The 26,887-nt window shown below is 43.2% G+C and carries 21 protein-coding genes and 1 pseudogene; 3 read left to right on the top strand and 19 right to left on the bottom strand.

Annotated features, from left to right (window positions below):
- Positions 1-76 precede the first annotated feature (76 nt).
- Positions 77-265 (bottom strand): annotated as a pseudogene (locus tag ACI3E5_RS16125) (alanine--glyoxylate aminotransferase family protein); the annotation flags it as partial.
- Between the two features lie 130 nt (positions 266-395).
- On the opposite strand from ACI3E5_RS16125, the gene ACI3E5_RS16130 reads away from it, so the two are divergent.
- Positions 396-2,027: a PucR family transcriptional regulator gene (locus tag ACI3E5_RS16130; RefSeq protein ID WP_060791737.1), complete on the top strand. Its 1,632-nt coding sequence runs from the start codon at positions 396-398 to the stop codon at positions 2,025-2,027.
- A gap of 30 nt (positions 2,028-2,057) precedes the next feature.
- Here the strand turns inward: ACI3E5_RS16130 and arcC are convergent, their stop codons facing one another.
- The 7 genes from arcC to allC are packed head-to-tail and all read right to left on the bottom strand — an operon-like array spanning position 2,058 to position 10,026.
- Positions 2,058-2,993 (bottom strand): carbamate kinase, encoded by a 936-nt coding sequence (arcC, locus tag ACI3E5_RS16135; RefSeq protein WP_015509188.1) that lies wholly within the window; start codon positions 2,991-2,993, stop codon positions 2,058-2,060.
- Positions 2,966-3,829, bottom strand: coding sequence for an oxamate carbamoyltransferase subunit AllH family protein (locus ACI3E5_RS16140; RefSeq protein ID WP_288306493.1), 864 nt, complete (start codon positions 3,827-3,829; stop codon positions 2,966-2,968). The genes arcC and ACI3E5_RS16140 overlap by 28 nt, the downstream gene beginning before the upstream one ends.
- 38 nt (positions 3,830-3,867) lie before the next feature.
- Complete coding sequence (locus ACI3E5_RS16145) at positions 3,868-5,130, bottom strand: YlbE family protein (protein WP_498822105.1); 1,263 nt, start codon at positions 5,128-5,130, stop codon at positions 3,868-3,870.
- Between the two features lie 12 nt (positions 5,131-5,142).
- On the bottom strand, positions 5,143-6,897 hold the full coding sequence (gene fdrA / locus ACI3E5_RS16150) for an acyl-CoA synthetase FdrA (RefSeq protein ID WP_252709303.1): 1,755 nt from the start codon (positions 6,895-6,897) through the stop codon (positions 5,143-5,145).
- An 8-nt stretch (positions 6,898-6,905) separates the two neighbouring features.
- Complete coding sequence (allD, locus tag ACI3E5_RS16155; RefSeq protein ID WP_096741530.1) at positions 6,906-7,982, bottom strand: ureidoglycolate dehydrogenase; 1,077 nt, start codon at positions 7,980-7,982, stop codon at positions 6,906-6,908.
- 13 nt (positions 7,983-7,995) lie between these two features.
- Complete coding sequence (gene allE / locus ACI3E5_RS16160; protein ID WP_081117457.1) at positions 7,996-8,781, bottom strand: (S)-ureidoglycine aminohydrolase; 786 nt, start codon at positions 8,779-8,781, stop codon at positions 7,996-7,998.
- 15 nt (positions 8,782-8,796) lie between these two features.
- Positions 8,797-10,026, bottom strand: a complete 1,230-nt coding sequence (gene allC, locus ACI3E5_RS16165; protein ID WP_498822104.1) for an allantoate deiminase — start codon at positions 10,024-10,026, stop codon at positions 8,797-8,799.
- Positions 10,027-10,195: 169 nt separating this feature from the next.
- Between allC and ACI3E5_RS16170 the strand changes: the two genes are divergently transcribed.
- The gene (locus ACI3E5_RS16170; RefSeq protein ID WP_081116830.1) at positions 10,196-11,059 is read left to right on the top strand and encodes an alpha/beta hydrolase; all 864 of its coding nucleotides are present in this window, start codon (positions 10,196-10,198) and stop codon (positions 11,057-11,059) included.
- A 323-nt stretch (positions 11,060-11,382) separates the two neighbouring features.
- Here ACI3E5_RS16170 and fucO read toward each other — a convergent pair whose 3' ends face one another.
- The 4 genes from fucO to rhaB all read right to left on the bottom strand — a co-directional run bounded on the left by fucO (position 11,383) and on the right by rhaB (position 16,163).
- Positions 11,383-12,534: a lactaldehyde reductase gene (gene fucO / locus ACI3E5_RS16175; RefSeq protein WP_081116832.1), complete on the bottom strand. Its 1,152-nt coding sequence runs from the start codon at positions 12,532-12,534 to the stop codon at positions 11,383-11,385.
- A gap of 84 nt (positions 12,535-12,618) precedes the next feature.
- Positions 12,619-13,443 carry a rhamnulose-1-phosphate aldolase gene (gene rhaD / locus ACI3E5_RS16180; protein ID WP_428208224.1) on the bottom strand — a complete coding sequence of 275 codons (825 nt, stop codon included), beginning with the start codon at positions 13,441-13,443 and terminating at the stop codon, positions 12,619-12,621.
- A 7-nt stretch (positions 13,444-13,450) separates the two neighbouring features.
- Positions 13,451-14,704 carry an L-rhamnose isomerase gene (rhaA, locus tag ACI3E5_RS16185; RefSeq protein WP_016612607.1) on the bottom strand — a complete coding sequence of 418 codons (1,254 nt, stop codon included), beginning with the start codon at positions 14,702-14,704 and terminating at the stop codon, positions 13,451-13,453.
- Positions 14,679-16,163, bottom strand: coding sequence for a rhamnulokinase (gene rhaB / locus ACI3E5_RS16190; RefSeq protein ID WP_428208225.1), 1,485 nt, complete (start codon positions 16,161-16,163; stop codon positions 14,679-14,681). Before rhaB ends, rhaA begins: the two co-directional genes overlap by 26 nt.
- 151 nt (positions 16,164-16,314) lie before the next feature.
- On the opposite strand from rhaB, the gene ACI3E5_RS16195 reads away from it, so the two are divergent.
- Positions 16,315-17,196 (top strand): AraC family transcriptional regulator, encoded by an 882-nt coding sequence (locus ACI3E5_RS16195; protein WP_060791726.1) that lies wholly within the window; start codon positions 16,315-16,317, stop codon positions 17,194-17,196.
- A 108-nt stretch (positions 17,197-17,304) separates the two neighbouring features.
- Here ACI3E5_RS16195 and ACI3E5_RS16200 read toward each other — a convergent pair whose 3' ends face one another.
- The 7 genes from ACI3E5_RS16200 to ACI3E5_RS16230 form a co-directional block, all read right to left on the bottom strand.
- Positions 17,305-18,159 carry a GRP family sugar transporter gene (locus ACI3E5_RS16200; protein ID WP_081116834.1) on the bottom strand — a complete coding sequence of 285 codons (855 nt, stop codon included), beginning with the start codon at positions 18,157-18,159 and terminating at the stop codon, positions 17,305-17,307.
- A 102-nt stretch (positions 18,160-18,261) separates the two neighbouring features.
- Positions 18,262-20,847: an alpha-mannosidase gene (locus ACI3E5_RS16205; protein ID WP_428208226.1), complete on the bottom strand. Its 2,586-nt coding sequence runs from the start codon at positions 20,845-20,847 to the stop codon at positions 18,262-18,264.
- A gap of 2 nt (positions 20,848-20,849) precedes the next feature.
- Positions 20,850-21,986: a PTS fructose transporter subunit IIC gene (locus ACI3E5_RS16210; protein ID WP_071859233.1), complete on the bottom strand. Its 1,137-nt coding sequence runs from the start codon at positions 21,984-21,986 to the stop codon at positions 20,850-20,852.
- The gene (locus ACI3E5_RS16215; RefSeq protein WP_008380922.1) at positions 21,976-22,293 is read right to left on the bottom strand and encodes a PTS fructose transporter subunit IIB; all 318 of its coding nucleotides are present in this window, start codon (positions 22,291-22,293) and stop codon (positions 21,976-21,978) included. The genes ACI3E5_RS16210 and ACI3E5_RS16215 overlap by 11 nt, the downstream gene beginning before the upstream one ends.
- Positions 22,294-22,316: 23 nt before the next feature.
- Positions 22,317-22,766, bottom strand: a complete 450-nt coding sequence (locus tag ACI3E5_RS16220; protein ID WP_060791722.1) for a PTS sugar transporter subunit IIA — start codon at positions 22,764-22,766, stop codon at positions 22,317-22,319.
- A gap of 1 nt (position 22,767) precedes the next feature.
- On the bottom strand, positions 22,768-24,672 hold the full coding sequence (locus ACI3E5_RS16225) for a BglG family transcription antiterminator (protein ID WP_060791721.1): 1,905 nt from the start codon (positions 24,670-24,672) through the stop codon (positions 22,768-22,770).
- A 303-nt stretch (positions 24,673-24,975) separates the two neighbouring features.
- Positions 24,976-26,805, bottom strand: a complete 1,830-nt coding sequence (locus ACI3E5_RS16230; protein WP_081116836.1) for a glycosyltransferase family protein — start codon at positions 26,803-26,805, stop codon at positions 24,976-24,978.
- Between the last annotated feature and the right edge of the window lie 82 nt (positions 26,806-26,887).

Here is a 26,887-nt window from a genome sequence, read left to right on the forward strand (position 1 = left end):
TCGTCATTCCTCCTGCTATCTTTTTCTATTATTCTACCTTATTTGATAGTAGATTTAAAACTTTGCAACAGAACCCAAATGCCTCTTTGTTTTTGGTTCCAAATGGTTGTTTGATCATTTCTTTGACCTCATCCATGATCGCCAAAAAATTCGGATCAAACTGCCCCAAAATGCGATTGGTCATTGCTTGTAGAACAGCTGGATGGGCTTCTACAGGCCCTGGTGTCATGATCGTACGTTGTGCGATCGTTAACTCTTTATACATCTTTTTCCCTCATTTCTCTTTTTGATTTCACTGTTCAACGCCTTGTCAACGTTTCCAAGTTTGTTGTACAATAAAGCTAAAAAAGGACATGTTTTTGTTTATTTTGTTCAATTCCAAAAGGAGTTTCTCTATGAAGTTAGTTGCTGAATTGCTTGCTATACCACGCTTTTCCAATTTGCGTTTATTGACAGATCCCCTGACTGCGGAAATTCCCGTCGACAGTATCGAAATTACCGAGACCCCCGATATCGCCCACTATATTCCTGAACATACCTTTATCTTAAGCACGGCGATGGTTTATAAAGATAATCAAGGAGCGCTTCTGGAGCTGATCGATTCTCTCGTAGCCAAAAATGCCGCTGGATTAGGCATCAAGATCGGTCGTTTTTTGGATGTCATCGATCCTGAAGTCATCGCCTACGCCGATAGCTTGGGTTTCCCCATCGTAGAAGTACCTGCCACGATGCCGCTGGGGCGTTTGATGCACCAGCTTTTGAATTTGCTATGGAACACCAAAACCGAGCAGCTGAGTTATGCGTTAGACATTCAAAAACGGTTCTCTGCTTCCTTGATGAAGGATGTCAGCATCGCTCGCTTTATCGCTGATTTTGGCCAAATGGTCAATACACCGATCATTTTGTTGAATCCTTTTAAACAAGTGATTGCCCACTCCAAGCATTTCACCCGCATGTCAAAACCCGCGGAGTATTACATCCATCAATTAGGACAAACGAAAGGGGTTTTTACTGGTGAAAAAAGCGGGGCGATCCCTATCAAAGATCTTCATGAAAAAACGTCACAAATTTCTTATTATGCCATTGAAACCTCCACTTATTTCCCCCATTATTTAGTCATTTTGAATCCTGAGGCGATTCCTTATCCTGTCTCGGATTTTGCGCTGGAACAAGCAGCCTTGGTCTTGTCGTTTATGCTTTACAAGAACCAAAAAGTGCAAGAATCTTTTGAAGATTTAAAAAGTGACTTTTTAACACGGATGATCGAATACCAGCAATCGACCAAGCAAGAACAAAAGGATTGGTTAGATCTCGGAAAAACTTACGGGTTGGTCAAAGCCCGCCATTATCGTGTCATCTATGGTGCCTGCGAACCAACCAAAGAAACCAAAGGCAAAGACAAATACCTAAAAGAAGAAAGTGACTTGGTTTATCAGTGGTTTAGTGAACAACTACCTTATCGCATCAAAGATGTTTGTCTCTTTCGCTTAAAGGGCAGCAATCACTTTGCGATTTTCGTGCAGCACAAGTGTGATGCCTTAGAAGATCATTTGATTGAGACCGCCAATGCTTTGACCAATCGGTTGCCATTTCGAATGGCCTTTGGTGTAGGAAGTGTCTGTGAAAGTATCAATGATTTAGCCAGCTCCTACATCGAAGCAAAGACTGCTTATGAAGAACGAAGAGGCCAACATGATTCGTCCATCGTCTCTTTCTACCATCAACGGGGAATGCGGAGTCTATTTGAAAAAATGAGTCCTGAAGATATCCATTATTTCTGCCGTACGATTCTTAAAGAATTGGCGTTTCCGCAAGAAGATGCCACCATCGAATTGCGCAAAACCTTACGAGCTTACTTGGATTATCAATGTGAGATCACCCGCACCGCCAAAGCCTTGTTCGTTCATCGCAACACGATCAAATACCGCATCGAACAGTGTCAAAAGCTACTAGGAAAAAACGTGCATGATCCTAGCATCAGCCTGGATCTGCGTTTAGCCCTTGAGCTGTCCGAAGAAGGCGACTAATAGGCGAATCAAGCAGTTGGATCGCTGGTGTTACCCAGCGATCCTTGTGCCTGCTTCACCTAACAATGCTAAGTCCGCTTCTTCCAATGAGCAGATGATTGCTGTCTTTCCTTGTTTGGCAAACGCAATCGCCGCTTCCATTTTCGGCCCCATACTACCTTCTGCAAAATGCCCCGCATCAAAATATGCTTGCGCTTCACTTACGGATAAGCCCGTTAATTTTTCTTGCTCCGGTGTTCCGTAATTGATATAAACGTTGTTGACGTCGGTCAGCATCATAAATACATCGGCATCCACTTGCTCTGCCAATTTCTTTCCGGTTCGGTCTTTATCGATGACTGCTTCGATCCCTTTCAAGCCTTCCGCTTGTTTTACGACTGGAATCCCTCCGCCGCCACCAGCGATCACGATGGTATTTTGATTCAATAAATGAACCATTGATTCCACGCCGTGGATCGTCACAGGTTGTGGAGATGGCACGACGCGACGGTACCCACGTCCAGCATCTTCTTCCATCACCCAATGTTTTTCCTCAGCCATCTTTTTTGCTTCTTCTTCTGAGTAGAACAAGCCGATCGGCTTCGTTGGCTTTTCAAACGCGGGATCATCCGCTGCCACTTCCACTTGGGTCAATAAGGTCACGACATTGCTGGTCAGTTCTTCTTGCTCGATTTTATTTTTGATGCTTTGCTCCATTAAATAACCGATAAAGCCTTGTGACTCTGCATTGCAGACATCCAGTGGAAAAGGCGGCACGACTTCTTTGGCTTCTTCATTTTGTCGTAAAATATTGCCGACTTGCGGACCATTGCCGTGCGTCACGACGATTTGATGGTCAAGCTTCTCGATTTTAGCGATCTGTTCTGCACTTAACTGGATATTTGCAAGCTGTGTCTCAACGGTCGCTGGTTGATTCGGTTTTAAAATTGCATTGCCCCCTAGAGCGATGACCACTCGTTTTGCCATATGAATTCCTCATTTCTATTGTTTTGAAATTGATCGATACTGCGAGCAAACCCTGCCAAAAAGTCGGCCCCCGAGGTATGACCGATCGCTAGTATCTCTTTAATTACTTTGGAAAAAGCCACTGAATCGGTACACTTGGTCAAGGATAATGCCGATTGATTGAATGCGCCTGTCAGTGCATGCAGAAGATAATGTTTACTGACGTCAGTCGTCAAATCATTGACTGTCAACAGCCTTCTTTGTAGATAAGCCACCAAGCGGGTATCTTCTTGCCCCATCACTCGGCGAGCCAGTAAATGACCAACTAGCATATCATCGCCTGTGGGGGTCAATCCGACACCCCGTCCGACTAAATAAGCGACTGCTTGCCGTTGTTCCTTAAATGAAGGCGTGCATAGCTGATCGATTGCATCATAAAACGGATGATTGCTGCGGATGGTTTCTGAAACAGCTTCTTGAATCCCCGTCTTTTCCGTGACGTTTTGAAGGGTTGACCAAAACAGTTCTCGATCAAATGGGACTGTGCCAGCTGGAAAGGTGGTTGTAAATTTGGCTGCCTTTTGAAAAGACAGACGATGATGCGGAAAATGGATCACCCGTTGCTGAACCAAAAGAGTGGTACCAGCAACTAAGCCTGTCGCCAACGCTGCATAATCGTCGGCAGCTAAAATCATCCCTTTGGGCACGCGAGCCGCTTGTTTGGAGACACAGATCAGCTGATCCTGACGAGAATCTTGCAGATTAAAACTATGCTGAAACACACTGTGAACGATCCAGTTGCCATTGATAAATGCGGGTTCAAATAAAGCTTGGTCGATCCATTTTGCCTGTATCATCGCTCGATTGCTCCTTTTTCACGTTTTCAGTCCCTGATTTATTCTTCAAATCCTAATTTTTTTGCATAAGCCAAGACAGCTTTTTCAAAGCAATCCATTGGTGGTGTCACTGTCCCGGCACCAATTTGTCCCCGTCCACCTTGTTTGTTGGCGATCCCTGTATTGATCACCGGTAAGATCCCTGTTTCCACGACTTTCCGAGCATCGATCCCTAAACAGATCCCTTTGAAGTCCCATGTAGGAACGGGAAAATTCGGATTGGTATCAATGGAGATCTCTAACATCTCATTGCTGGTTTTCAACGCATCGTGAAATCCACCAGAACCAACGAAGCGTGTCACAGCTGGGGCAGCAATCATTGCCATTCCCCCAACACCAAAGGTTTCCGTAATGGCACTGTCGCCCATATCTGGAGAGGCATCTTCTTCACTGAATCCTGAGAAATACAGCCCTTTTGGTGTATTGACAGGACCAGTAAACCACTCATCTCCCATGCCAGAAATACGGATACCGAATTCATGCCCGTTGCGACACATTGCGGTCACAACCGTGCCTTCTTCAATCGTCCGGGCGCCATCAAGCACCGCTTTTGAAGAAGCCATCATGATATTCAAGAAGAACTGATCCGTGTCTGCTAGAAACTGAATGACTTCTGGTTTTTCTTTTTCAAATCCTTCCAGAGTAACGATCGCTGGTGCTACTTCTTTTAAGAACGCCAACGAAGCAGCGATATTCCGTTGATGGAACTCATCCCCCATGGCGATTGCTTTTGCGACTAAAACATTGATGTTCAAGCCATCGGGTTTTGTTTGTAGTGCAGCACTTAAAACTGGTGCTAACGTATTTTTCATCCAATGCAAGCGATCAATGACTTCTTGAGAATAGGCGCCAAATCGTAAAACTGCCCCGATCCCTTCGTTCATCGTACAATATGCTCGGTTGCCGTCGGTTTTGTTTTCCACCACGAGCACTGGCATATTGGCAGAGGTGATGCCCCCCATTGGGCCAACCGCTTGCACGTGGTGACAAGGAATCAGTTGAACTTCCCCAGATGCTAATAAATGACGTACCTCTTCTTCCGTTTCGCCCCAGCCTTCAAAAAGCCCCGCACCAACACAAGCACCTTGAATCGGATCGATCATCTGATCGTAGCGGATCGGTGGTCCTGCATGCAATAGGACTTTTCCTTCACCTAACTCTGGAATGACACTGACTGCTGGAACGACATCCAGCAAAAAAGGCGAACCCGCAACGATTTTGGCAATAACGGCTTGGTTTGCTTCTTCAATAGTTTCGTACACGATAACTTCCTCCTACTCTGATAGTGACACTTGTGCTAAGAAACGTAAGGCTTTTTGTAACGTTACGTTTCCACCAGCAATTGGCTGCCAGTCATATTGAACGACTTGACCGTGATGCGCCTGGATTGCTTCCGCAAAGCTACGCAATCCTACATTGATGAATGCGTCATTTGCCAACAATTCGCGGCTCTTTTCAGATGGCTCTGGCAATGCTTCGGCAGTTGTCACTGCTTTTGGCAACAGCTTACGATTAATTGGTGAAAAGGGGTGACCGAGTAATGCTAAAGCTTGTTTGACTGCTTGGGCATTGCTTTGACACAAAATCACGCCAGCTGCGGTTAAAATCTCTGCTTGCTCGTTACTGTCTTGGGGGTCTAAATCAGTTCCGACGATCGTAGCGATCACCGCTAACTCCCGGCCAGCTGCTTGTGTAGCTTCCTTCAACGATTTAATGGTCGGTGCCAATTCACTCGCCATATCTTGATGAGAGCCGTACCCTAAAACGATATCTAACAAAATCACTGCCGTTTCAGGATCTTCTCCCGCTTGTTTCAACAGTTCGATCCGCTTTGTTGGGTCGATCATCGGATGGGGCTTGCCTTGCGTATAGATGTCATCACCTAAATCGATGATCTCATGGCCAGCTGCTTTTAAGATGTACCCTTCCTGAGGGGCATCTTCTTGTTCTAGATTTAATCCTGCTTTGACCAGCATCGCTGCTTCGTACGCCAATGTTCCACCAGAATAGTAAGCTTTGATTTTTTGCTGTTCAGGTCCAAAAGCGACAGCTGCCGTTTCCTCTTTTACTGGCTCTAATCCAATCTGTTCTTGACGTAGCAGCTGTACGGCTAATTGTGCCGCTTCTTCCAGCGTGTAGGCTCGGTAAAGATTTTCTTCGTGATCCGTTGGTTCTTCCCCAAGAAAAATCGTGACTGCAGGTTTTGTTCCTCTTCTTAATAATGCCAATACTTCATCGCGGACACGTGGTGCAGGTGGTTTGGAGATCACCACGATCACCTCTGTATCAGGATCGTGTTCCAAGGCAAGAATGCTGTCTTTCATGGTGATCCCACCGACGGCTTCTTTGAGATCTCGTCCACCGGTTCCGATGGCTTGTGTCACACCGGCACCCAATTTATGAATGATGGTGGTGACTTCTTGGATGCCCGTACCCGAAGCGCCGACAACACCGATTTTCCCTTTACGAACGGCATTCGTGAAGGCTACTGGTATCCCATTGAGAATCCCTGTGCCACAATCTGGTCCCATTAAAAGAAGTCCTTGTTCATGAGCCAGTTTCTTTAGCCGAACTTCCTCTTCCAATGAAACGTTATCACTGAAACAAAAAACATGTTTGCCCGCTGCTAATGCGGTTTCAATTTCTGGTGCTGCCATAGTACCAGGAATCGATAAGACAGCGACCTTCGCATCTTTTCCAAGATCTAAGGCTTTTTCCCAAGTTTTGACGCTTTGGGTTTCTTCCCCTGCGCTATTGCTTTGGTCCGATAAGAAGGCATCGATTTCTGACAGGACTGTTTCGATGATTTCTTCCCCTTCAATGTCTAAAACGAGTACCATATCGTTGGATGTCGCATTGCTCATCTCTTCGGTATAAAGACCACCCGTCTTGAAGATATCCTTATTGGCAGGTGTACCCATCATGACCGAAGCGTTGTTGATCCCTTCGATCGTCAGTAAACGATTGGTCAAAAGCATTAAAACAATGGAATCTTGGTAATTGTTTTTTTGAATAATAGTGTGTAACATGGGTCTCCTCACTCTCCTGTTCCTGTCTGTGCAAAGGCATCTGACCCAGAATACTGGTCAAAATGAACCGTGTCGCTAATGAGATAGCGATAAATGTTCTTTTCGATAGGAATACCTTCTGCCATATATTTTTCATAAGTTAGTTGATTGATCTCGCCTGGATAATAGACTTGCTGGAACTGTTCAGCAGCTGGTATATCGTGCAGCTCTTCGATCATCGTTTCCACCGACTCTTTAAATGTGTCTAAATCTGTAAAACGTTGCGGATCGATCAGCAAAATAAATTGCCCTAAGTCGCGACCTTTCGTCAAATCGTTGTACATAGAGGAAACATGCTTGCCAAAAGGCAGCCCAAGAAGCATTCCAGACAAGATATCCACCATCATCATCAACCCAAAGCCTTTTGGTCCTGAGATTGGCAATAACCCATGAACATGATGCGGATTCGTTGTTGGCTTGCCATGGGCATCAACGGCCCATGTTGCAGGAATCTCTTTATTTTTGGAGCGAGCGTCTAATATTTTGCCCCACGCTTGGACCGTCGTTGCCATATCAAAGACCACCGGTGCCCCCTGTTTTCGTGGTGCGGCAAATGCGATTGGATTGGTACCAAAATAATTTTCTTTGCCGCCAAAAGGAACCACCATTGAATCTGATTGGCACATAGATAATGCAATCAAGTCAGCTTCTGCAGCTTTTTTGACATAATAGGATAGCGCCCCACTATGACTCGTTTTCCGTACACCAACTGCCGCGATCCCAGAACGTTTGGCCATCTCAATGGCATGCTTTGTCGCTTCTAATACAACGACCTGCCCTGCGCCATTTTGACCGTGAACGATCCCGCTGCTCGGCCCAGTCTCTTCAAACGTGATCTGTGGAGTGCGATTCATTCCACCTTTAGCGATCCGCTCTGCGTAATAGTCTACCCGTACAGCCCCATGAGAGTGGATCCCGCTGGCATCGGCAAAGACCAAATGCTCTGCAACGATGGCTGCGTGCGCTTCAGACAAACCAGCAGCCGCTAATTTTTTTTGGATCAATTGCTGTAACTCTTGTGACTGTACAATAACCGTCTCTTCCATCTTCTAAACTCCTTTAAATTTCCGGATCGCGGTTGCAATCTTTGGAATAAATATAGGTCAATGGTTCGTCACGACCAACACCATAGGCCGCTTGCTGTACATAGGCACTCATGAAAATGTAGTCGCCTTTTTCCACCGGGAACCACTCATTGTCTAAGTTATACATCCCTTTACCTGACAGTAAGTACGCCCCGTGTTCTTGATAGTGGGTCTCAATGTAGCCATGACTTGCCCCTGGTTCAAAGGAAAGGATATGAATATTCATGTCAAAGCCCAACTCTTTCGGTAAGAAATCCCAAAGCAAGACGTCAGCCATCCCTTCGTATTGGATCGGTGTCAACTCTGAAAGATTCCCCACTACTTTGTAGGATTGGTGATTTTCTAACGGTTGGTAACGCTTCTTATACAAGAACACTTCTGTCGCTTCTTCTTGGAGATTTTTCATATACAGTTTTTCTCCAGCAGGCAGATAGATATAGCCTCCGTCCGTCAATGTATGGGTTTCTTTGCCATCACTTACTTCCAGTTTGCCCGAGATGACATACAAGAAACTCTCGATCTCTGGACCGCCGAAGCCCAATTGGTTGGCGCCATCTTTTTTGAATGAAATGATGTAATCGACAAAAGACGCCCCTAATTTTGGTGTGCCGAGTATCGAACATTCACAGTTTTCGAATCCTGGAATGACATTATTCACTAGCCCATCATGCGGCAAGATCGCAAAATTATTTTTTCTAATGACTGCTCGTGATTGCAGCAATCCATCTAAATAGCCCGTGTTATTATTTTTGTATCCCATGTGTGTCCCTGCTTTCTATTCTTTGTATGCTAGCTCGTAAAGGGAAGCTGCTAAAACTTCTACCCCAGCTGTTAAATCTTCGATAGTCGTTGCTTCGGCTGGGTTGTGGCTAATCCCATCAATACTTGGTACAAACAGCATCGCCGTTGGAAAATGTGGTGCAATGATTTGGGAATCATGCCCCGCCCCACTATGCATGACTTTGTAACGTTTGCCGGTTTGCTTCACCGCTTGTTCCACCGTGGCAACGATCGTCTCGTCCATCGGCACAGGGCGTTCATCCATCCATAGATCCATCTCCACTGTCAGGTCGTGCTCTTTGGCGATCGCTTGAATGATCTGTTCTGCTTCAGCAGTAAAGGCATCCAATAGTTGCCCATCAGTATGGCGACAATCCATCGTAAACAACACTTCACCAGGAACCACGTTGACCGTATTCGGTTTTGGCTCAACTTTACCGAATGTCACTACTAATGGATCCCCAAGCTCTAAGCCACGGTCGATCACTGCGGCACACATTTTGGCAAAACCATACACAGCATCTTGGCGATAGCCCATCGGTGTGGTTCCTGCATGATTGGCTTGTCCTTTTAAGACAAAGGTGTAGCGCTTTTGACCAGCGATACTATTGACGACACCGATCTGCAAATTTTCTTTTTCTAAAACACTGCCTTGTTCGATATGGATTTCCACGAAGGCTTTGATGTCTGATCGAACCGGTTCTTGTGGGTCGCGAAAATCAAAGCCTTGGCGTTGCATCTCTGCCACGAAGCGATTGCCTTCAAAATCTGTGATCGCTTCAACATCGGCTTTTTTGGCCTCTCCGACAAAGTTTTTACTTCCCCAAAAAACGGTTGGAAAACGACTGCCTTCTTCTTCTGCCATTGAGATGACTTCCAAGGAGCGTAAAGGTTGCCCATAGGTCTCTTTTAAATACTTGATCGCTAAAGCAGCAGCAACGACCCCGTATTGACCGTCTAATGTGCCACCGTTAACGACGGTATCGATATGTGACCCTGAAAGAATCGTTTCTTCTGGATACTGGCTGCCTTCCAATCTGCCGAAGAGATTGCCGACTGCATCATAGGACGTCGTTAAGCCAGTTTCTTTTAATTGTTTTTCTACAAATGATTGCGCTTCTTTCCATGAATCGGTATAAAGCAGTCTAGTCATTCCTCCAGTTGGATCACTCCCAATCTGAGATAGTGCATCGATCATTGCCGCTACTTCTTTTTTCAACTCCATTGTTCTGCCTCCTTTGATTTATACGGTTATTGTAAGCGTGTTACTGAAGGACATCATTGTTCACTTTCGACAAAACCGTTTCTATTTTTAGTCATAACGCTGTTTTTTAAACCGCTTCCTTCTCCTATACTCTTCCTTATACTATCGAAGAAAAGAAAGGAAGAAAACAATGGTTTATCCTAAAAATGCCTTTGCGCAAACAGAAAAAATCCAATTTGACACCTACGGCACTTTGCCGTTAGAAGTGACGATCCTAAAAGCGGCGCAGCCTCGGATCAGCCTTTTGTATTTTCATGGTGGTGGCTTCCTCTATGGTCAGCGAGAAGACCTTCCGCAGGATTATGTCCACCAATTGCTGGCTGCCGGTGTTAGCCTTTACCTGTTCGATTATCCACTGGCTCCCGAAGTAGCGCTACACGATATCTACCTTCATACAAAAAAGGCAGTGGAATGGTTTTTGGCAGAAGGCTGGCACTTCAGCGGCGTTGGTGCAAATGAGTACATTCTATTCGGTCGCTCCGCCGGCGGTTTTTTAGCGACCTTACTGACCGCACGCACAAAGCATCCGGAGCAAAAAGGCTTGATCCGATTTTACGGATACCAAGAGTTGTTTTATAAAGAATTTTTGCAGCCGGCACGCTTTTACACGCAATTTCCGAAAGTCCCGCCACTCGACGCCGAAACTATGATCGAAAGCCAACCAATCACCCACGGCACGTTAGAAAAACGATTCCCTTTGTACCTTTCCGCCCGTCAATATGGCAACTGGCAGCGTTATTTAGGCAATCGGGAACAGCTGGCAGCCTTGGCGATTCCTGCTGCCGCTTACCAAGACTTTCCTCCTTGCTTTGTCGTTCATTGCAAAAAAGATCCAGATGTTCCCTTCAGCGCATCCGAAGCTTTCGCTGCACAGGTCCCCCATGCCAAAACACTTTGGCTCGACTTAGATCAGCATGACTTTGATCGGACACCAAATGCGAGCGCTGATGAGTGCTATCGAGAGATGATTGGATGGCTGACTAACCAATTCTGAAACTCTCAGCTCTTGATAGGTGATGATTTTGAAGCGATCGGTACGCTGTGATCTTGCGTACAGCAAAAAAGTGACCATTAGAGAACCAACTCTAATGATCACTTTTTTTGATTTGATTACTAGTATATGGGCACAACGATTTCTTCAAAAATCTAACGCTTTGCCTCGCAATTTTACTGAAATCTTCAGAATAAAACAGCGAGATGATCTTCTCAAAAGAAAGGATCATCACGCTGTTAAAATAGCAACTGATCAGCAGATCGTTGTTAAGGGAAACTTGCAGAAGTATCTTTCATTTCTTCGATCTCGTACCTTTAACAAGATTACATCAACGAACGATAAAGCTCAATAATTTCTTCTAAAGTCGTATCCCGCGGGTTGCCTGGTGTGCAGACATCGTTCAAGGCATCTTTGGCGATGGCTGGGATATCTTCTTCTTTGACGCCTAATTCAGAAATGGTCGCTGGAATACCCACATCTTTGCTTAACTGATCGATTGCTTGGCAAGCAGCATCGCGGACGTCTTCAAGTGACATCGTATCTGCCCCTTCAATGCCTAAAACGATCGCGATCTCACGGTATTTTTCACCCGTAAAGTCTTTGTTGTATTTCATGATGGTTGGCAACAAGGACGCGCACGCTACTCCGTGAGGAATGTTGTACCAAGCGGACAATGGATGGGCCATGCCGTGGACTAAGCCCAAGCCGACGTTTGAAAAGCCCATACCGGCAATGTATTGTCCTAACGCCATCGCTTCTCGTCCTGCTTGATCGCCATTCACGGAATCTCTCAATGAGCGTCCGATGATCTCAATTGCTTTGATGTGCAGCATATCAGTCATTTCCCAAGCGCCTTTGGTAATGAAGCCTTCGATGGCGTGGGTCATGGCATCCATTCCCGTTGCGGCTGCCAAGCTCTTAGGCATCCCCATCATCATATCGCTGTCCACAAAGGCTACCAGAGGAATATCGTGAGGATCTACACAAACGAATTTCCGATGATTTTCTTCATCTGTAATCACATAGTTGATCGTTACTTCGGCTGCAGTCCCAGAAGTTGTCGGTACCGCTAAAATCGGCAAGCATGGATGTTTCGTGTCTGCCACGCCTTCCAAACTAATCACATCGGAAAATTCAGGATTCGTAGCAATGATCGCGATCGCTTTTGCCGTATCGATCGGTGAACCACCGCCAATCGCAATGATACAATCGGCTTGGGCTTCTTTGACAAACGCTAAGCCGTCTTTGACATTTTGGATCGTTGGGTTCGGCACGATCCCATCATATAACGCATAATCGACACCTGCTTCTTCCAATAATTTCGTCACTTTGGTCGCAACTTCAAATTTCACCAAATCTTTGTCGGTGATCACTGCCGCTTTTTTAAACCCTCGTGCCTTGAATTCGGTCGGTACGTTCTCGATCGCTCCTTTTCCAAAATACGATGTCTCATTCAAAATCATTCTATTTGCCATTCTTCCTACCTCCGTTTGTTTGTTTATTCACAATATATTTTAAATAGAAAAAACTGAAAGCCTTTTCTATTCTTCTACCATTGATTATACCTCAAGATAGCCTGCTCGGGGAGTGACTTTGAAAGCGTCAGCCAATTTTTTCAGATTTTCATCTGTAATGGTTTGTAAAATTGGGCCTTGCGCTTTGACATAGGTGTACACTTCCGCAGCTTTCTCTGCCGTTTCAATCAAGCCAAAGACTTCGTCCATATCTTTGCCAGCACCATAGATGCCATGTTGCGGCCAAAGAACCAAACGGGTCTCTTTCATTTTAGCAGCCGTTGCTTCGCCGATCTCGTTCGTTCCTGGAACCATCCAAGGAATGATGGAAACACCTTCTGGGAAGACCACCAAGCACTCCGTACACATTTGCCACAAGGTCCGCGTGAAACTGCGTTCATCCAACTCATGGGTAAAACTCATGGCTAAAAGATGCGATGCGTGGTTATGCATGATGATTCGGTTTTCTGGATCGACCGACAAGCGAGCGATATGACTCATGAAATGACTTGGCAGTTCACTCGTTGGCACCGCACCATTTTCCAAGCCACAAAGCAATTCCAATGTTTGCCCATCTTCTTTGACTCGAATCACACCAAGGTTTTCCGCTGGATGTGCCGCTACATTTTTAAAGTATTTTCCTGAACCTGTCACGATAAAGTACTTGCCAGCTAGTGGCGTGGCATCAAAAATCATGGGAATTTCCCGCAAGACGCTTTGCGGATCGATGAAAGGCAAGATCTCTTCTTCTGTTAATAAGTAAGAAATATTGCCGCCGTTGCGCTCATCCCACCCTAAACGGTAAAGGTTTGCTGTCGTTTCCATCATTTCTTGTACAAAATTCGCTTGTAAAATATCAATCTTTTTCATCGTTCTCCTACTTTCTGGCTTTTAAGACGGTTTCTTCATAGGCTTTCACTTCTGATAGCCAATCCAGACCTGCTGGTACCCCTTGGCTTTCACAGAAGTAATTCCAAACATCTGCATACGGATAGTCTTTTAATTCTTCCGTCATGGCTAAACGAGTGGTGAAATCACCTGACAATTCGATTGCTTTTAGTTCTTCGATCGGTTCTAGCATCGCTTTTAGCAACGCTTTTTGAGTATTGCGCGTCCCGATCACCCACGCAGCGACCCGATTGATCGTCGCATCAAAGAAATCTAACCCAATGTTGGTTTTTGGCAATAAGTCATTGCGAACCAATTCGCGACCAATCTCTTGCAATTCATCATCCATGATCACGACATGATCACTATCCCAGCGTACAGGACGGCTGACATGCAGCAAAATGCCTTTGCTAAATAGTGCCAATGAAGACAATTTATTGGAGATCACTTCGGTTGGATGGAAATGTCCAGCATCCAAACAAATCAATTTATCGCGCGTCAAGCCATAGCCCATATAAAATTCATGAGAGCCGACGGTGTAGGCTTCGGCACCAAGACCAAACAACTTGCTTTCCACGGCATCTACCGTGTATTCCGCTGGCAATTCTTCAGCAAAAATCTCATCTAATGCTGTCATCAAGCGTTCCCGTGGTGTAAAACGATCGATTGGGTTGTCTTTGTAGCCATCTGGCACCCAGAAATTATTGACACAGACTTGCCCAGTTTCTTTCCCCATATAAGCAGCGATTTGACGAGAACGTTTGCCGTGTTCGATCCAGAACTGACGAACTTCTTCATCTGGTGAAGCAAGGGTAAAGCCATCTTTGAACATGGGATGTGAGAAAAAGGTTGGATTGAAGTCTAAACCTAAGCCTTGTTCTTTCGCCCAAGCAACCCATTTTTCAAAATGCTTCGGCTCCAATTCATTTAGATCCACTGCTTCCTCGGTGTCTAAATAGATGGCGTGAAGGTTCAATTTGTGTTTTCCAGGAATCAAAGAGTAGGCTTTTTCTAAATCTTGGCGCAACTCCTCTGGGGTATGGGCAGCACCAGGATAATTCCCCGTTACAGAGATCCCACCAGATAATGCTTCATCACTCAAAAATCCTTGGACATCGTCCCCTTGCCAAACATGCATCGAGATTTTCACATCGGCTAATTTTTTCAAAACCGCATCCGTGTCGACGCCTAATTTGGCATATGCTGTCTTAGCTTCTTCATAACGCTGTTGAATCGTTGTCATTTTTTCCTACTCCTTTTATAAAACGTTGATAGTTGCTTAAAATCTTGTGATCAAAAGACTGTGGTTCATGAACACTGCAAGGAAATGAGTGTTTGACCGCGCGGCGTGCTTCAGCCAGCGACGTGAAGATGCCAGCACTCATCATCTGCATTAAAAGATTACCGATCGCCGTTGCTTCACTTGGGCCAGCTTCGATCGTCAGCTGCGCAGCATCAGCCGTCAGTTGATTTAAAAAGCGATTATTGGAACCGCCCCCCACGATATGCAGTTTTTGCAGCTTGTTCGTCGTACCTGTCAGCTGTTCCAGCTTTTGCAATTCACTGGCATAGCAAAGCGCTAAGTTATCATACACACAGCGAGCCAGTTCCCCTGCGGTTTCTGGAACTTTCTGCTGGGTTTCTCGACAATACGCTTGCAGTTCAGTAATCATGTTTTCTGGATTCAAAAAACGAGGATCATTGACATCGACAAACTGTTGAAAAGCAGGCGTTGCTTGCGCCAATTCCGCCAATTCTGCATAGGAATACTGATAGTCTTGCTGCCGAGCCACTTCTTGGATCAGCCACATGCCCATAATATTTTTTAAAAAGCGAATCGTGTTGTGGGCACCCCATTCGTTCGTATAATTTTCATCGAAGGCGGCAAGGGAAACATTGGGTACTTTGGTTTCGATCCCCAGCAATGACCAAGTCCCGCTGCTGATGTAGCCCCAATCTGCCCCCTCTCCAGGTGTACCGATGATCGCTGATGCCGTATCATGACTAGCGACAGTGACAAAGGTCGCTTGTGGCAAATCATAGGCTGGAAACTTCTGTGTTTGCAGTGCGCCTAAAACCGTTCCTGTATCAACCAATGGTGGGAATAGTCCTTCTGTTACACCGATCTCAGCTAACAATTCTGCATCCCATGTTTGGGTGTTGGCATTTAGAAGCTGCATCGTCGAAGCATTGGTTTTTTCCGTGACCATCTTACCAGTAAAAACGTAGCCCAAGTAGTCTGGAATCAACAGCAGCTTGTCGGCTTTTTGCAGCAGTTGCGCTTCTTCTGCGGCTAACTGAAAAATCGTGTTGAAGGGCTGCAGCTGAATGCCTGTTTTCTCATACAGTTTTTGCAAAGAATAGCGCTGACCAAAAGCTGCGATCACATCATTGGTGCGACTATCTCGATAAGCGACTGGGTCGCCTAAACGTTCGCCTGCTTGATCGATCAAACAGTAATCCACTGCCCAGGTGTCGATTCCGACGAAGCAGTCATGGATACCTGCTTGTTTCACTTTTTGCAGTCCTACTAAAATCTCTTGGATCAAATAATCGATCGCCCAACGGTCAAAGCCTTCATGAGGACGAAAGCCGTTTTTAAAGCGATGGATCTCTTCTAAAGTGATCTGCTCATTTTCCCAACGGCTCAGCATCAGACGACCGCTTGATGCACCGATATCGATTGCGATAAATGTGTTCACTGGTCTCCACCTTTCATTATCTTGTTAAAAAATAAATCGATTACAATTCATTGATTCATTCTTGTTACCTCAATTTTAGCTTGACAATCAACGAGTTTCATCACACAATTTTGATAAAGACTTGCACAATCTTGGTAAAAAGGAGGATCCGATGGATTACTGGGAAAAAGCCAACCACTCATGGTCAACTGATTCACTGCGTTACATCAATACTTCAACCCAAAAGCAGCGTGAACTTTTTTATTACATTCAAGAAATCGGCTATTTCAAAGCCAGCAAACCTTACTTTACAGAACGAGAGAACCTGCCTTCTTATTTGATCAAGTATACATTGTCCGGCTGCGGTGAATTGCGCTACAAAGGAAAAAGCTATCAATTGAAAGCAGGTGATGTGTTTTTTATCGACTGTCTAGACTATCAGTACTACCGTACCGTTAGTCAAGAGCCCTGGGAAATGGACTGGATCCATCTATATGGCGCCAACGTCGCAGCGTTTTATGAGGAATTTTTCAAAAATGGCAGTCCAGTTTTTCACACCAATCCTGCCAGCAGTCGTCAAAATCCGATCCATTTGGTCTTACAAGATTTATTGATGTTACAGCCAGAACCAAATGCGAAAACTGCCTTCCAAAGCTCTGTTTTGATCCATCAGCTGCTCAATGAACTGCTCCTGCAAAAATATCATCTCGACTTTTCGGATAGTGAAATCCCGCCTTATATTTTGCAGATTCGTGACCAGCTAGAAGAAGATTTCCGTCAAGGGATCACATTGGAATCTTTGGAGGAAAGGTATCATATCAATAAGTATCAAATCGTCAAGGAGTTTTCCAAATATATGGGCTTGCCCCCCATCGAGTACCAGATCAGCAAACGCATCTCTTATTCGAAAGACCTTTTGCGCTATTCTCGCCTTTCCATCAAAGAGATCTCATTGGCGATCGGCATCGAAAACACCGTCTATTTCAGCCGTTTATTCAAGAAAAAAGTCGGCATTTCACCTAGTGATTATCGACAGACGGAGAATGGACGGTAAAAAAGAAACATGAAATCATTCACTGATTTCATGTTTCTTTTCATTTATTGATTATACTATTATCTGCTATTTTATTGGTCGCTAACTAAAATTGCTCAACTGATAAATTTATTTCAACCAACTCATCCCTAATACACCAACAATATAGAGCAAGCTACCAAGAGCAACAAATTGCTTTTCTCTGCCAACTTTTCGTTCCTTTAAGAAAATAATACTTCCAAAGGTGGCAACAAGTAAGCTCATTTGAGAAAATGAATAGGTTACGCCTACACCCAAAGAAGACGACACAGCGAATAACGAAGCATTCGCGAGAACCCAAGTGCTACCAGTACCTAAATTGCGGATTATTTTGCGGAAACGCAGTTGTTTCTTACTTTTCAAGGAAATCACGCTTCCCCCGAGAAACATCCCTACTGCCTGAGGCAAGAAAATCTGTGCTCCACTTATCTGAAACAGACCAGTGACTGTCACATATAGCATCAAAAAAGCTGAAGAACAACATAGATAAAGAAGTACTTGCTGTGATAAGCTTGTTTTCTGATGAGTTGTCTTAGTTACAAGGTAAACACCTGTTAGGATGACTCCTAGTGCCATGATTGAGAAAATTACCGTCGTTAAATCTTTCCATTCTTTGAGAAAGAAGCCAGATGCTAATGTAACAAATAATAATTGGGTACCGACGGAGACGGGCATTACTTTAGAAACCTCCGCTTTTTCCAAAGCGAGAAATTGGAAGTATTGTCCGCAAGCCCAAAAAACCCCAGATAATAAACTGATGAAAAATGGCACCATGGCATAACTCACTTGATTCAAAAAACCAAATACACTACCGAAAATCAAGGCTGCGATTGTTGTTCCTAGCAGTTGTTCCTCTGATTTCCCTCCCATCAATTTAGCGACGATTGGCATTAAGCCCCATCCTAGTGCAGGCAGTGAGGCAAGCAATAAAAGTTGTACGGACATAAAAACTCCTTCTAAACATTGTAAAAAGCGAGAACACAAAATCTTGTAGAGGAAAACGTTACAGAAGCAATTCCTTCTCGACAAATTTTGTGTTCTTTATTCCTATTTTTTAGTTAATAAATAGGTTGCTACCCCATAAGCATGGATGATATGATCCGCTTCAAGCGGTTCTTCTAATGCATTGATTCGTTGATATGCGTACCCATTAAATAATTTTTTTGGCTCAAGAGATCGTTCTTTGTTTGTTGAATTGACGAAACGGATAACGATTCCCTCAGAGTAATACGCATTATGAAGCGCACTGACTCCCACACCCGGTTCTAAGCTGCAGGACAGCAAAGAAAGAGACATGTCGGTCAGAGATAATGGATCAATGAGCTTTTGAATTTTATTATCTATGCGATAAATAAAGTAATTCAAATCTTGCAATTGATAAGAAATCGATGGCTGTTCTTTAACAGTTTTCCAAGTAGCCAACAACTCTTCAGAAATAGCTGTTGATGCAACTCGCAGGGAAAAATCGAAGACCATCTCATAGTTTTCCATTTGAGCAAGAGGCGTTTCCATCATAATATGTCCCTTTTTGGTTGTATCGCCAGAAGCGCGACCTGGTCGATACAACAAATCCGGTTTTCCAAGGGAGTCGGTTGTAGCTAGTACCGTTACATATAAGGAGTCGTCGAGATATTCATACTCTTTGCTCTGCTCGCTATAAAAAACGAGGGCGTTTTCTTGATCATAAACAACCACTTGTTTTTCAAATGGTTCAATATTGACGGGTTTTTCTGCATATTTTTCTTGCCAATTTTCCAGTGTTTGATTTCTTTTTTCAAGATAACCAAATTGAATGGCTGCAACCGCTCTTTCTATCGGCTTGTTTAGTCGAGCTTTCACTCGAATCCGATGATTTAAAAGCGTATTTTTAAAACGTAGCTTTGCGTTTACCTCACCGTTTTTTGTCAGTTGGAGGATCAATGTATAGGCGAATGTTTTGGTGGCGATCCCTTTCATCCGTTCTTCGATCGTATACGGTAGATGTAAACTTCCTTCCAAAACCAACGTTTCTTGCTTTCCTTTGCAACTGGCAAAAGAAAGCGTGATCGGTTGATCATTCAAAATAGGCGAATAGTCATACGTATCACCGGCATTACTATCATCGATGATCGACAAGAAATCCACGATCTGTTGTTTTCCATCTGAATAAATCAGGTGGCCGTCTTCAAAGGAAAGCGTGTATTTCCCATTTCTAATCCATGGGTTTTGATCTAAAGACAATTCAGGAGTTGTCTCTTGCTCTTCAAATGTAAAGACTCGATAACCAAGACCTGAAAAGGCACAAGCCACTTGAACAGTTAACAGATAATACCCCTCTTCTTCAATAAAACGGTTGCCAGCAGGCGTTTCTTCCATAATATTTTTCCTGCTTGGGATATACACTGCTTGAAGAACAGATGAATCAGCTCCAATAACCTTGATATTGTTGGTTCTAGATACGATCTTAACGAATTTCTCCCCTTGAAATGGCACTGGTGTTGGATGAAGAATCAGAAATTGATTGGCTTGTAAAGCGAGTCCTTCACTGATTCTTTTTAAAATCAAATTTTCAATACTAGCACAAATCTCACTGATTTCTTTTAATCGATGACTGATATCTTGAGCAACACTATCTGATACACAGCCTGCCAAACTATCATGGGCTTGACATTCAAATAACTTTTTCCAAGCTTTCGTTAGCAATCGATTACTTAATTCAATCCCTAAATCTTTCGCAATAACTAGCATTGGTTCAATTTCTAAAACTAATTTGTTTTCTAATCGAAAAATCTCACGTTTCAGATCCATTCGTACTGAACCAATTGTTTTGTGGACCCGAGCAAAAACCGGTGCACGAAACTCTCCTTGATAAACTTCCAGTTCTTTTTGACGGACGATCTCCATAAATGCTGGATAGGTGCTCAATTGATACTTGTATTTTCCAAGCTGATTGATTTTCGTTAGTTTTTCTTCTATGGCAGAAACAATGCCTAACTGATCATTTCCAGTTGGAATCAAGATTTCAGGTTCATTCGCGTAGCTCTTAATAAAATCGACACCTTTATCGAGTCTGCCATCTACATAACTGCTCGTTGGCTCCAATTGCTGCTGTGCACCATATCCTTGAGGAAAATTCACCGCATACAGTGAATCTTGCCCACTTAAACTCGTCCATTTAAAGTAAGGGGATTTGACCTGTTCCCCTAAATCGATGCCTCGCCAAAAGATAATGTTATCAAGTCCAACTTCGTTCAATATGGTTGGCATTTGAGCATTAAAACCAAATGTATCTGGCAAATAGCCGATCGGCATATAGCTGCCATATTTTTTGCTATCAAATATACCAATCATGGCATTTCGAATGATGGACTCACCAGAAGCAAAAAAGGCATCTGTTTGGGTGTACCAAGGACCGATGAACAATTGACCATTGGCGATCAACTCTCTGACCTCAGTCAAGCGCTCAGGATAGAGTTCTAAATAATCGTCTAGAATAGACATTTGTCCATCTAACACGAAAGAAGCAGTCGGTTGCCTCTTTAGTTCTTTTAGTACATCACTAAATAATTGATCACTCAAAACGACACAGTCCATTGAAGTAAAATACCATTCACGATCCCAATGGGTGTGGTTTACTATGTGTACATTTGTCATAGCTATGCTTCCCACTGCTCTTCCCAAGCAGCTTCGTCAAATTCTTCCATCGTGGTATCTGTTTCTTTCCCCGCATCTTTTGAACGTAGCAAGCTTGTACAAATCGCAATGAATAATGAGCCAGTAGCAATCGATAAAACATACAGTGGCCATTTTTCTACAGTGAACCAGCCATAAAAACCAGAGATTGGGGCTGTATTGACAGCTCCAAGACCTACAGCCATTGCAGAACCAATCGCTGAACCAATCATATTCACTGGGATCACTTTTAGTGGATTTTCCACCGCAAATGGGATCGCTCCTTCTGAAATGCCTACTAGACCCATAATGATCGACGATTTTCCTGCTTCTTTTAATTCGTTATTGTATTTACTCTTTGCAAAAACAGTCGCTAAGCCTAAACCAATTGGTGGAATAATGATTGCCACTTGCGCTGCAGTGTTTGGTGCATAAACGTTACTTGTCAATAAAGCCATCGCGGTTGTCACAGCTGCCTTATTTACTGGTCCCCCAAGGTCAAATCCAACCATTGCCCCTACAACTGCCGCCATCACGATCGCATTTCCGCCACTCAATCCGTTCAACCATGACTCTAAGCCCACATTGATAGCTGCAAATGGTGTACCGATCACATAATTCACAAGTAGGACAGTGACTAAAGTACCTAAAACAGGAACTAAGAACACTGGAACTACCGATGCCATCGATTTTGGCAGCTTTATATGGTTTTTGATCCACAAGCAGATGTACCCAGCGATCAGCCCTGAAACAATTGCGCCTAAGAAGCCTGCGTTAATGTCTTTTACTAACATCCCTCCAACAAGACCAGGGGCAATCCCTAGCTTATCGGAAATCGAATAAGCAATAAATGCCGATATTACGGGAAACATCAATCCTAAAGCGATGCCACCGAATCCATCTAAACTATGGAGTAATCGGATGATCGTATTCGCACTTTCTCCATGAGAGGCGTCCCAAATATCGACGATCCCAAATATTGATCCGCCTACTCGAGAAATCGCCATGATAACTGCTCCGGCAATCACCAGAGGAATCATATAAGATATTCCTGTTAAAACATGATTTTTCATTTCACTTGCCAACTTTTTCATCTGATTTTCCTCCTCTTTATTGATCAATCAGCTTTAATGCATCTTCAATTACTTTTTCTGCATTTTTTATAGGGGCTGCTACCGGGACTTTAAGGATCTCCTTGCCATTGAAACGCTCTTCATTTCTCACTTTCGTATCAACGGCAAAAATCACGACTTCCCCAATTTGACAATCCCGCTCGTTCAATTCATTTTCGATACCTGTTGCTCCTTGTGTCTCAACCTTGATTAAATCCCCACGTTTCGCTGCTGCTTTTTTTAACGCCTGTGCCGCCATAAAGGTATGGGCAACTCCTGTGGCACACGCCGTTACTGCAATAATTTTTCTCTTCATTCTTCTTTCTCCTTTTCTCCGTTTTATTCGCTTAATAGTTTCGCGATAATCTCTTTATCTGTTTCGCTTTTCAGCGCTTCTGTGATGTCTTCATCCATCAATTTCATGGCAATTTCTGATAAAATCCGTAAATGGGTGTCTCCTTGATGTTCTTCAGGAATAGCAAGCATAATCACAACCGTTACTGGTTCATCATCTAAGGATTGCCATTCTAATGGTGCCTTTAACCGAGCAAAAACGATTGCGGGTTCAGAAACTGCACGACTTTTTCCATGGGGGATTGCTATATTATTGCCTATTCCTGTGGTCGAGTGATCTTCTCTTTCCATAACTGATTGAACATACTCATTTTCGGATTGAACGATACCTCCAGTTACCAATATTTTTGCTAATTGACGGACCACTTCTTCTTTAGTGGTTGCCTCTAGACCAAGAACAATATGTTCAAAAGGTAGTAGTGTTTCTATATTCATTTTATGTTCCCCCTTGTAAATACTTTTTTAATTCCTCTTTCGTCCCTTTAAGGAGGAAGGTTCGTTCATCTGATTCCATCACATTAAGCATCGTGTCATAGATTTCCTCAAGTTCTTGTACAGTTTCATCTTTGATACAGATGAAAAAGACATATTTCACCTTTGTTTCTCCCCAGTGGATCTCATTATTAAGACGTAAAAATACAATCGCTGATTTTTTCACGTATTCTGGTGTACCATGAGGTGTTGCGAATCGTCCAAAAGAAGTAAAGGAAAGCTGTTCCCTTTTTAGCGAAGAGTCAATCATTTCCTCGTTTACATACCCACGAGTAATCAATTGCTCCCCAATAAATGTAATCACCTCTTGATAATCTTCAAAATGATGATCTAAAAAAATCAAGTCCTCATGAATCAATTTCGCAAACTGACTGAAAGAACCATTTTGTTTTTCTTCGACTTTTCTTAAAAAGGCTTCTATTTTTCGCTGCTCATCTTTATTCAGTACAGGTGAAACATGGATTGTTGGAATCGAATCGATTTTTAAATCCACTGTCGATAAAATCAAGTCCTCATAAATATTGGTCTGAATCAACTCTTGAATTGAAAGAATCCTGGAAATATCGATTTGCTCATAATTTCTCCGAATACGAGCAGCTAGTAGCTGTGAAGTGCCTTTCCCACTGCTACAAACTAATAAGACACTCACTTTCTTAGGTTGTTTTTCTTCTCGTTGTTCTTTCATCACTTGGATGTGTACGGCCAGAAAGGCAACCTCATCTTCAGGGATCGAAATCGAAAAATGCCAATTTAAGGCATGAGCTAATCGAAGCGCTTCCTCAAAAGACAAAGGGAAATTCTTCTTCACATCATTTAGAAAAGGGTTATGAATGACTAATCCTTTTTGAATGCGATAAATAGCTTCTTTGATATGTGATACCAATCCTAACAAAAGACTTTCATTGCGTAGGGAGATCGTTTCATGAATCAATTTGCGTATCGTTTCATCAAGCAAATCATCGGAGTCATTCTTCTTCATCAACGAATCCCCATAGATATGAAGCGAAATATAATGAACTTCCGAAACTGGCAATGACAGAGAAAACGTTTCTTCTATTGAAGCAATAAAACGATAAAAAGCTCTGTTCTCCATCAAAGGATGTCTTCTTTCTTCGAAAGTCAGATAATTCTTCTCTTTGACCCGATCAATCATGATGATTAGATGAAGCAATAGTGAGTGATAGGCAGCATCATTAAGCGTAATTTGTTCTTTTTTCAAATACTCTTGTAAGAGCGTATCAACTAAAGAAATCTTTGTCAGGTCAATAAAATCATTAACAAACTGAGGAATTCCTTGAATCGAATGCAAATAGCGTTGCTGCTCTTGTGTTATTTTCCAATTTCCACCCCAGAAATAGTAGATCAAATCAAATGCTAATCGACGTTTTTCTTGTTCTGACAAATTCAAAAAGGAACCCTTCCCCGGTAAAACTTCAATCGTAACGTTAAAGTGACGAAAGATCTCGCTTACCTGCCCCATGTCATTTTCTAAAGTTGATTTACTGATGTAGAGTGCATCTTGCAGTTGTTGACGCGTAAAATACGTTTTTTGTTTCAGTATTTCAAAGCAAAGAAACTGAATACGATCTTTTTTGCTCGTCGGTAAGTTTGATTCCTCGTTCCCATCAAGATACTTTAGAATTTCAGCTGAATCGCCATCAAGAAATACCCCTACTCTAGGTTTGCGAACAAGCCTTATTGCTGTTTCCTGCAAAAATTCATCAATTCTCTTTAGCGATTGCGAAACTGTCTTTTGCGAAAGCGACATATGCAACCCAATTTTAGCAACCGTTGTTGGTCCATTTTCTAAGAGATATCGAATAATTGCTTTTTCCCGTTCACTGATCATGAAACTATCACCTCGTCTACATTTCTAATGGTAGCTTTTTCTTAAAAAAATGAAAACACTTACTTTTACTGCATTCATTACAGTAAATCATAGGCACTGAATATATTGCGCCGTTTTTTTCATGTGTACTTTTTCGTTTAATCCAGATTATTTACATGTCCCTTGGTATTTTCATAGTATAGAGGATATTACTCAGTGGGAACAGAAAAAAAATACCAATGAACAAACGAACTGTCGTCTGTTTCATTGGTATTTTAACTTTTGATTCTCTAATAACGAGATACGCTTGAGCAAATCCTTTCCTTAACGCCCCAACACCTCCGCCACCGAATAAACGCCTGGGGCAAAGGTCTTGCCTGTTAGCTTCTTCGTCATGGCATTAAAGGTATAGTGCTCTTCTAAGACGACGACTTCATCGTATTGCTTTAATAGCGTGCGAAAATCTGTATCGGATAAGAGGAAATTCTCTCGGCCATCGACATTAGGTGAAAACAAGTAATATTTTCCGACATAGCCAACTAAGTAGCTATCTACTGCTTCTTTGTTAGTACTGACCACCAAATATTTTTTCTCGTTTAGGTCAAAGTGATCGCCAGTAACGGCTGAAACTTGTGCTGGAATCGAAGCAGCATATTCACGATTGGTATAACGCATGCCATTATTTTCAGAAAGGATCAGCAATGTCGCAAAAAACAACAGAATCAAGGTACTGTATTGATAGATTTTTTTCGTAGTCAAGCTGGCAAAACTACGATAGTTTCGCCGATCGATCGCTTGTTCATGATACAAATGATCAATGCCTCTGACCATGAAAAAGGTCATTAATCCAAGTGCTAAAATCACGATACTTGAGGCATAGCGATCGAACCCTGCCAAAGACAATGCTTCATCAGTGGGCATCGAGAACAAGAACATGGCATAGATTCCTAAATAATACCCACCAATGATACCATCGATCAACAGCAGTTCTTTGAAAAATGGATTGCGTTTTTTCATGATAAATCGGACAAATAGCCAACTGCCCAACAGGATGACCTGGATCAAGAGAATCCCTTGCGTGGAGATCGTCGCAACATCCGTGATGGTTTTGACAAAAACATCCGTAATCTGCTGCAGTATCTGAGAATCCTTTTCACCAAAAATCTGTTTATAAGCGGTCACGCTGACTTCATGCTTCGATTTAGGAAAATTCGCTTTGACATGCAGGTTCCAAAGAATCGCCGGCAGGACAGAGAGCCCAATGGCAGCTAATCCTACAATCATCATGCCCAGCCGTTGCCGCCAACGAACTGATGCCTGCCACAAGCAGACTAGTAAATAGCCACCTAAAATCAGCAGAAAAAAGACGGCGCTATTTTTGACCAAATCAAGAGAGGCGCCAATCAAAAGAAAGAAACCGATCGACGGTAGTACGTTGCCTTTTAAAGCGAATAAGCCAGCGATGCCAGCTAAAGTCAACACTGGCAGGATAAAGTCCACTAACAAATTATTCATTCGAATCGCAATATTAAAATAATTGAAAACCGCCATACTGGTGAAGATCAGGGCAAAAGCCAGCTTTCTTTTCGGATCACGAATAATCGCAAAGAAACTATACAGACTACAGAAAATCAAAATCAATTGACCAATCAGCAAGACATTCTCATGATAGCCAACAATGATCGCTGTATAAGTAACAAACAGCGAGCTGCCTAAAGGATAGGAAGTAAAACTGATGATGGCATCGGCTGCCGTTGGCAATTGTCCCTGCGTATAAAGGAATTTAACGATCGTCGCCCAATGGGAGAAGTTGTCATAGTGGGTCAAATGACTGTGAAGCAAGGTTAAAACGAACAAAGCAAAATAGCCGTAAAACCACAGCAGGATGGGCTCTTGCAAGCCCCAACGTACCTGATAGCGCTCCTGCCAAAAACGCCAAACGCATAATAGTAAGCCAAGACCAAATAAAACCCATGCCCCCCAGATCAACCATCCTTTTGGACCATATGCGACAAAGGAAAGAACGAGGATCGGCAAACAGCAAGCAGCGATCCAGCTGATGTGTTTGGGAAAATGGCAAACTCGTACAAAAAGATAGACATAGCCAGCTAATGATAAACCAAAAAGACTAAATCGCAGCAGGATCTCGATCATCATCTTCCTCCTTGTATATTAGAGTTAGGGTTTTAACCTTCCGGTTTTGATTGGATAACCCTATGAACCATCGTTATTTTAA

This window comes from Candidatus Enterococcus avicola, from assembly GCF_047470845.1.
GTDB lineage: Bacteria > Bacillota > Bacilli > Lactobacillales > Enterococcaceae > Enterococcus_D > Enterococcus_D casseliflavus.

What these genes read in the sequence shown, in the direction of transcription:
- fdrA (WP_252709303.1), bottom strand. Translation starts at nt 6,897, where the DNA reads ATGTTACACACTATTATTCAAAAAAACAATTACCAAGATTCCATTGTT.
- allE (WP_081117457.1), bottom strand. Translation starts at nt 8,781, where the DNA reads ATGGGATACAAAAATAATAACACGGGCTATTTAGATGGATTGCTGCAA.
- ACI3E5_RS16215 (WP_008380922.1), bottom strand. Translation starts at nt 22,293, where the DNA reads ATGAAGAGAAAAATTATTGCAGTAACGGCGTGTGCCACAGGAGTTGCC.
- rhaD (WP_428208224.1), bottom strand. Translation starts at nt 13,443, where the DNA reads ATGAAAAAGATTGATATTTTACAAGCGAATTTTGTACAAGAAATGATG.
- ACI3E5_RS16205 (WP_428208226.1), bottom strand. Translation starts at nt 20,847, where the DNA reads ATGACAAATGTACACATAGTAAACCACACCCATTGGGATCGTGAATGG.
- allD (WP_096741530.1), bottom strand. Translation starts at nt 7,982, where the DNA reads ATGGAAGAGACGGTTATTGTACAGTCACAAGAGTTACAGCAATTGATC.
- ACI3E5_RS16225 (WP_060791721.1), bottom strand. Translation starts at nt 24,672, where the DNA reads ATGATCAGTGAACGGGAAAAAGCAATTATTCGATATCTCTTAGAAAAT.
- ACI3E5_RS16220 (WP_060791722.1), bottom strand. Translation starts at nt 22,766, where the DNA reads ATGAATATAGAAACACTACTACCTTTTGAACATATTGTTCTTGGTCTA.
- ACI3E5_RS16170 (WP_081116830.1), top strand. Translation starts at nt 10,196, where the DNA reads ATGGTTTATCCTAAAAATGCCTTTGCGCAAACAGAAAAAATCCAATTT.
- ACI3E5_RS16200 (WP_081116834.1), bottom strand. Translation starts at nt 18,159, where the DNA reads ATGTCCGTACAACTTTTATTGCTTGCCTCACTGCCTGCACTAGGATGG.
- ACI3E5_RS16230 (WP_081116836.1), bottom strand. Translation starts at nt 26,805, where the DNA reads ATGATCGAGATCCTGCTGCGATTTAGTCTTTTTGGTTTATCATTAGCT.
- rhaA (WP_016612607.1), bottom strand. Translation starts at nt 14,704, where the DNA reads ATGACAACGATTCAACAGCGTTATGAAGAAGCTAAGACAGCATATGCC.
- ACI3E5_RS16130 (WP_060791737.1), top strand. Translation starts at nt 396, where the DNA reads ATGAAGTTAGTTGCTGAATTGCTTGCTATACCACGCTTTTCCAATTTG.
- arcC (WP_015509188.1), bottom strand. Translation starts at nt 2,993, where the DNA reads ATGGCAAAACGAGTGGTCATCGCTCTAGGGGGCAATGCAATTTTAAAA.
- fucO (WP_081116832.1), bottom strand. Translation starts at nt 12,534, where the DNA reads ATGGCAAATAGAATGATTTTGAATGAGACATCGTATTTTGGAAAAGGA.
- allC (WP_498822104.1), bottom strand. Translation starts at nt 10,026, where the DNA reads ATGGAGTTGAAAAAAGAAGTAGCGGCAATGATCGATGCACTATCTCAG.
- ACI3E5_RS16140 (WP_288306493.1), bottom strand. Translation starts at nt 3,829, where the DNA reads ATGATACAGGCAAAATGGATCGACCAAGCTTTATTTGAACCCGCATTT.
- ACI3E5_RS16195 (WP_060791726.1), top strand. Translation starts at nt 16,315, where the DNA reads ATGGATTACTGGGAAAAAGCCAACCACTCATGGTCAACTGATTCACTG.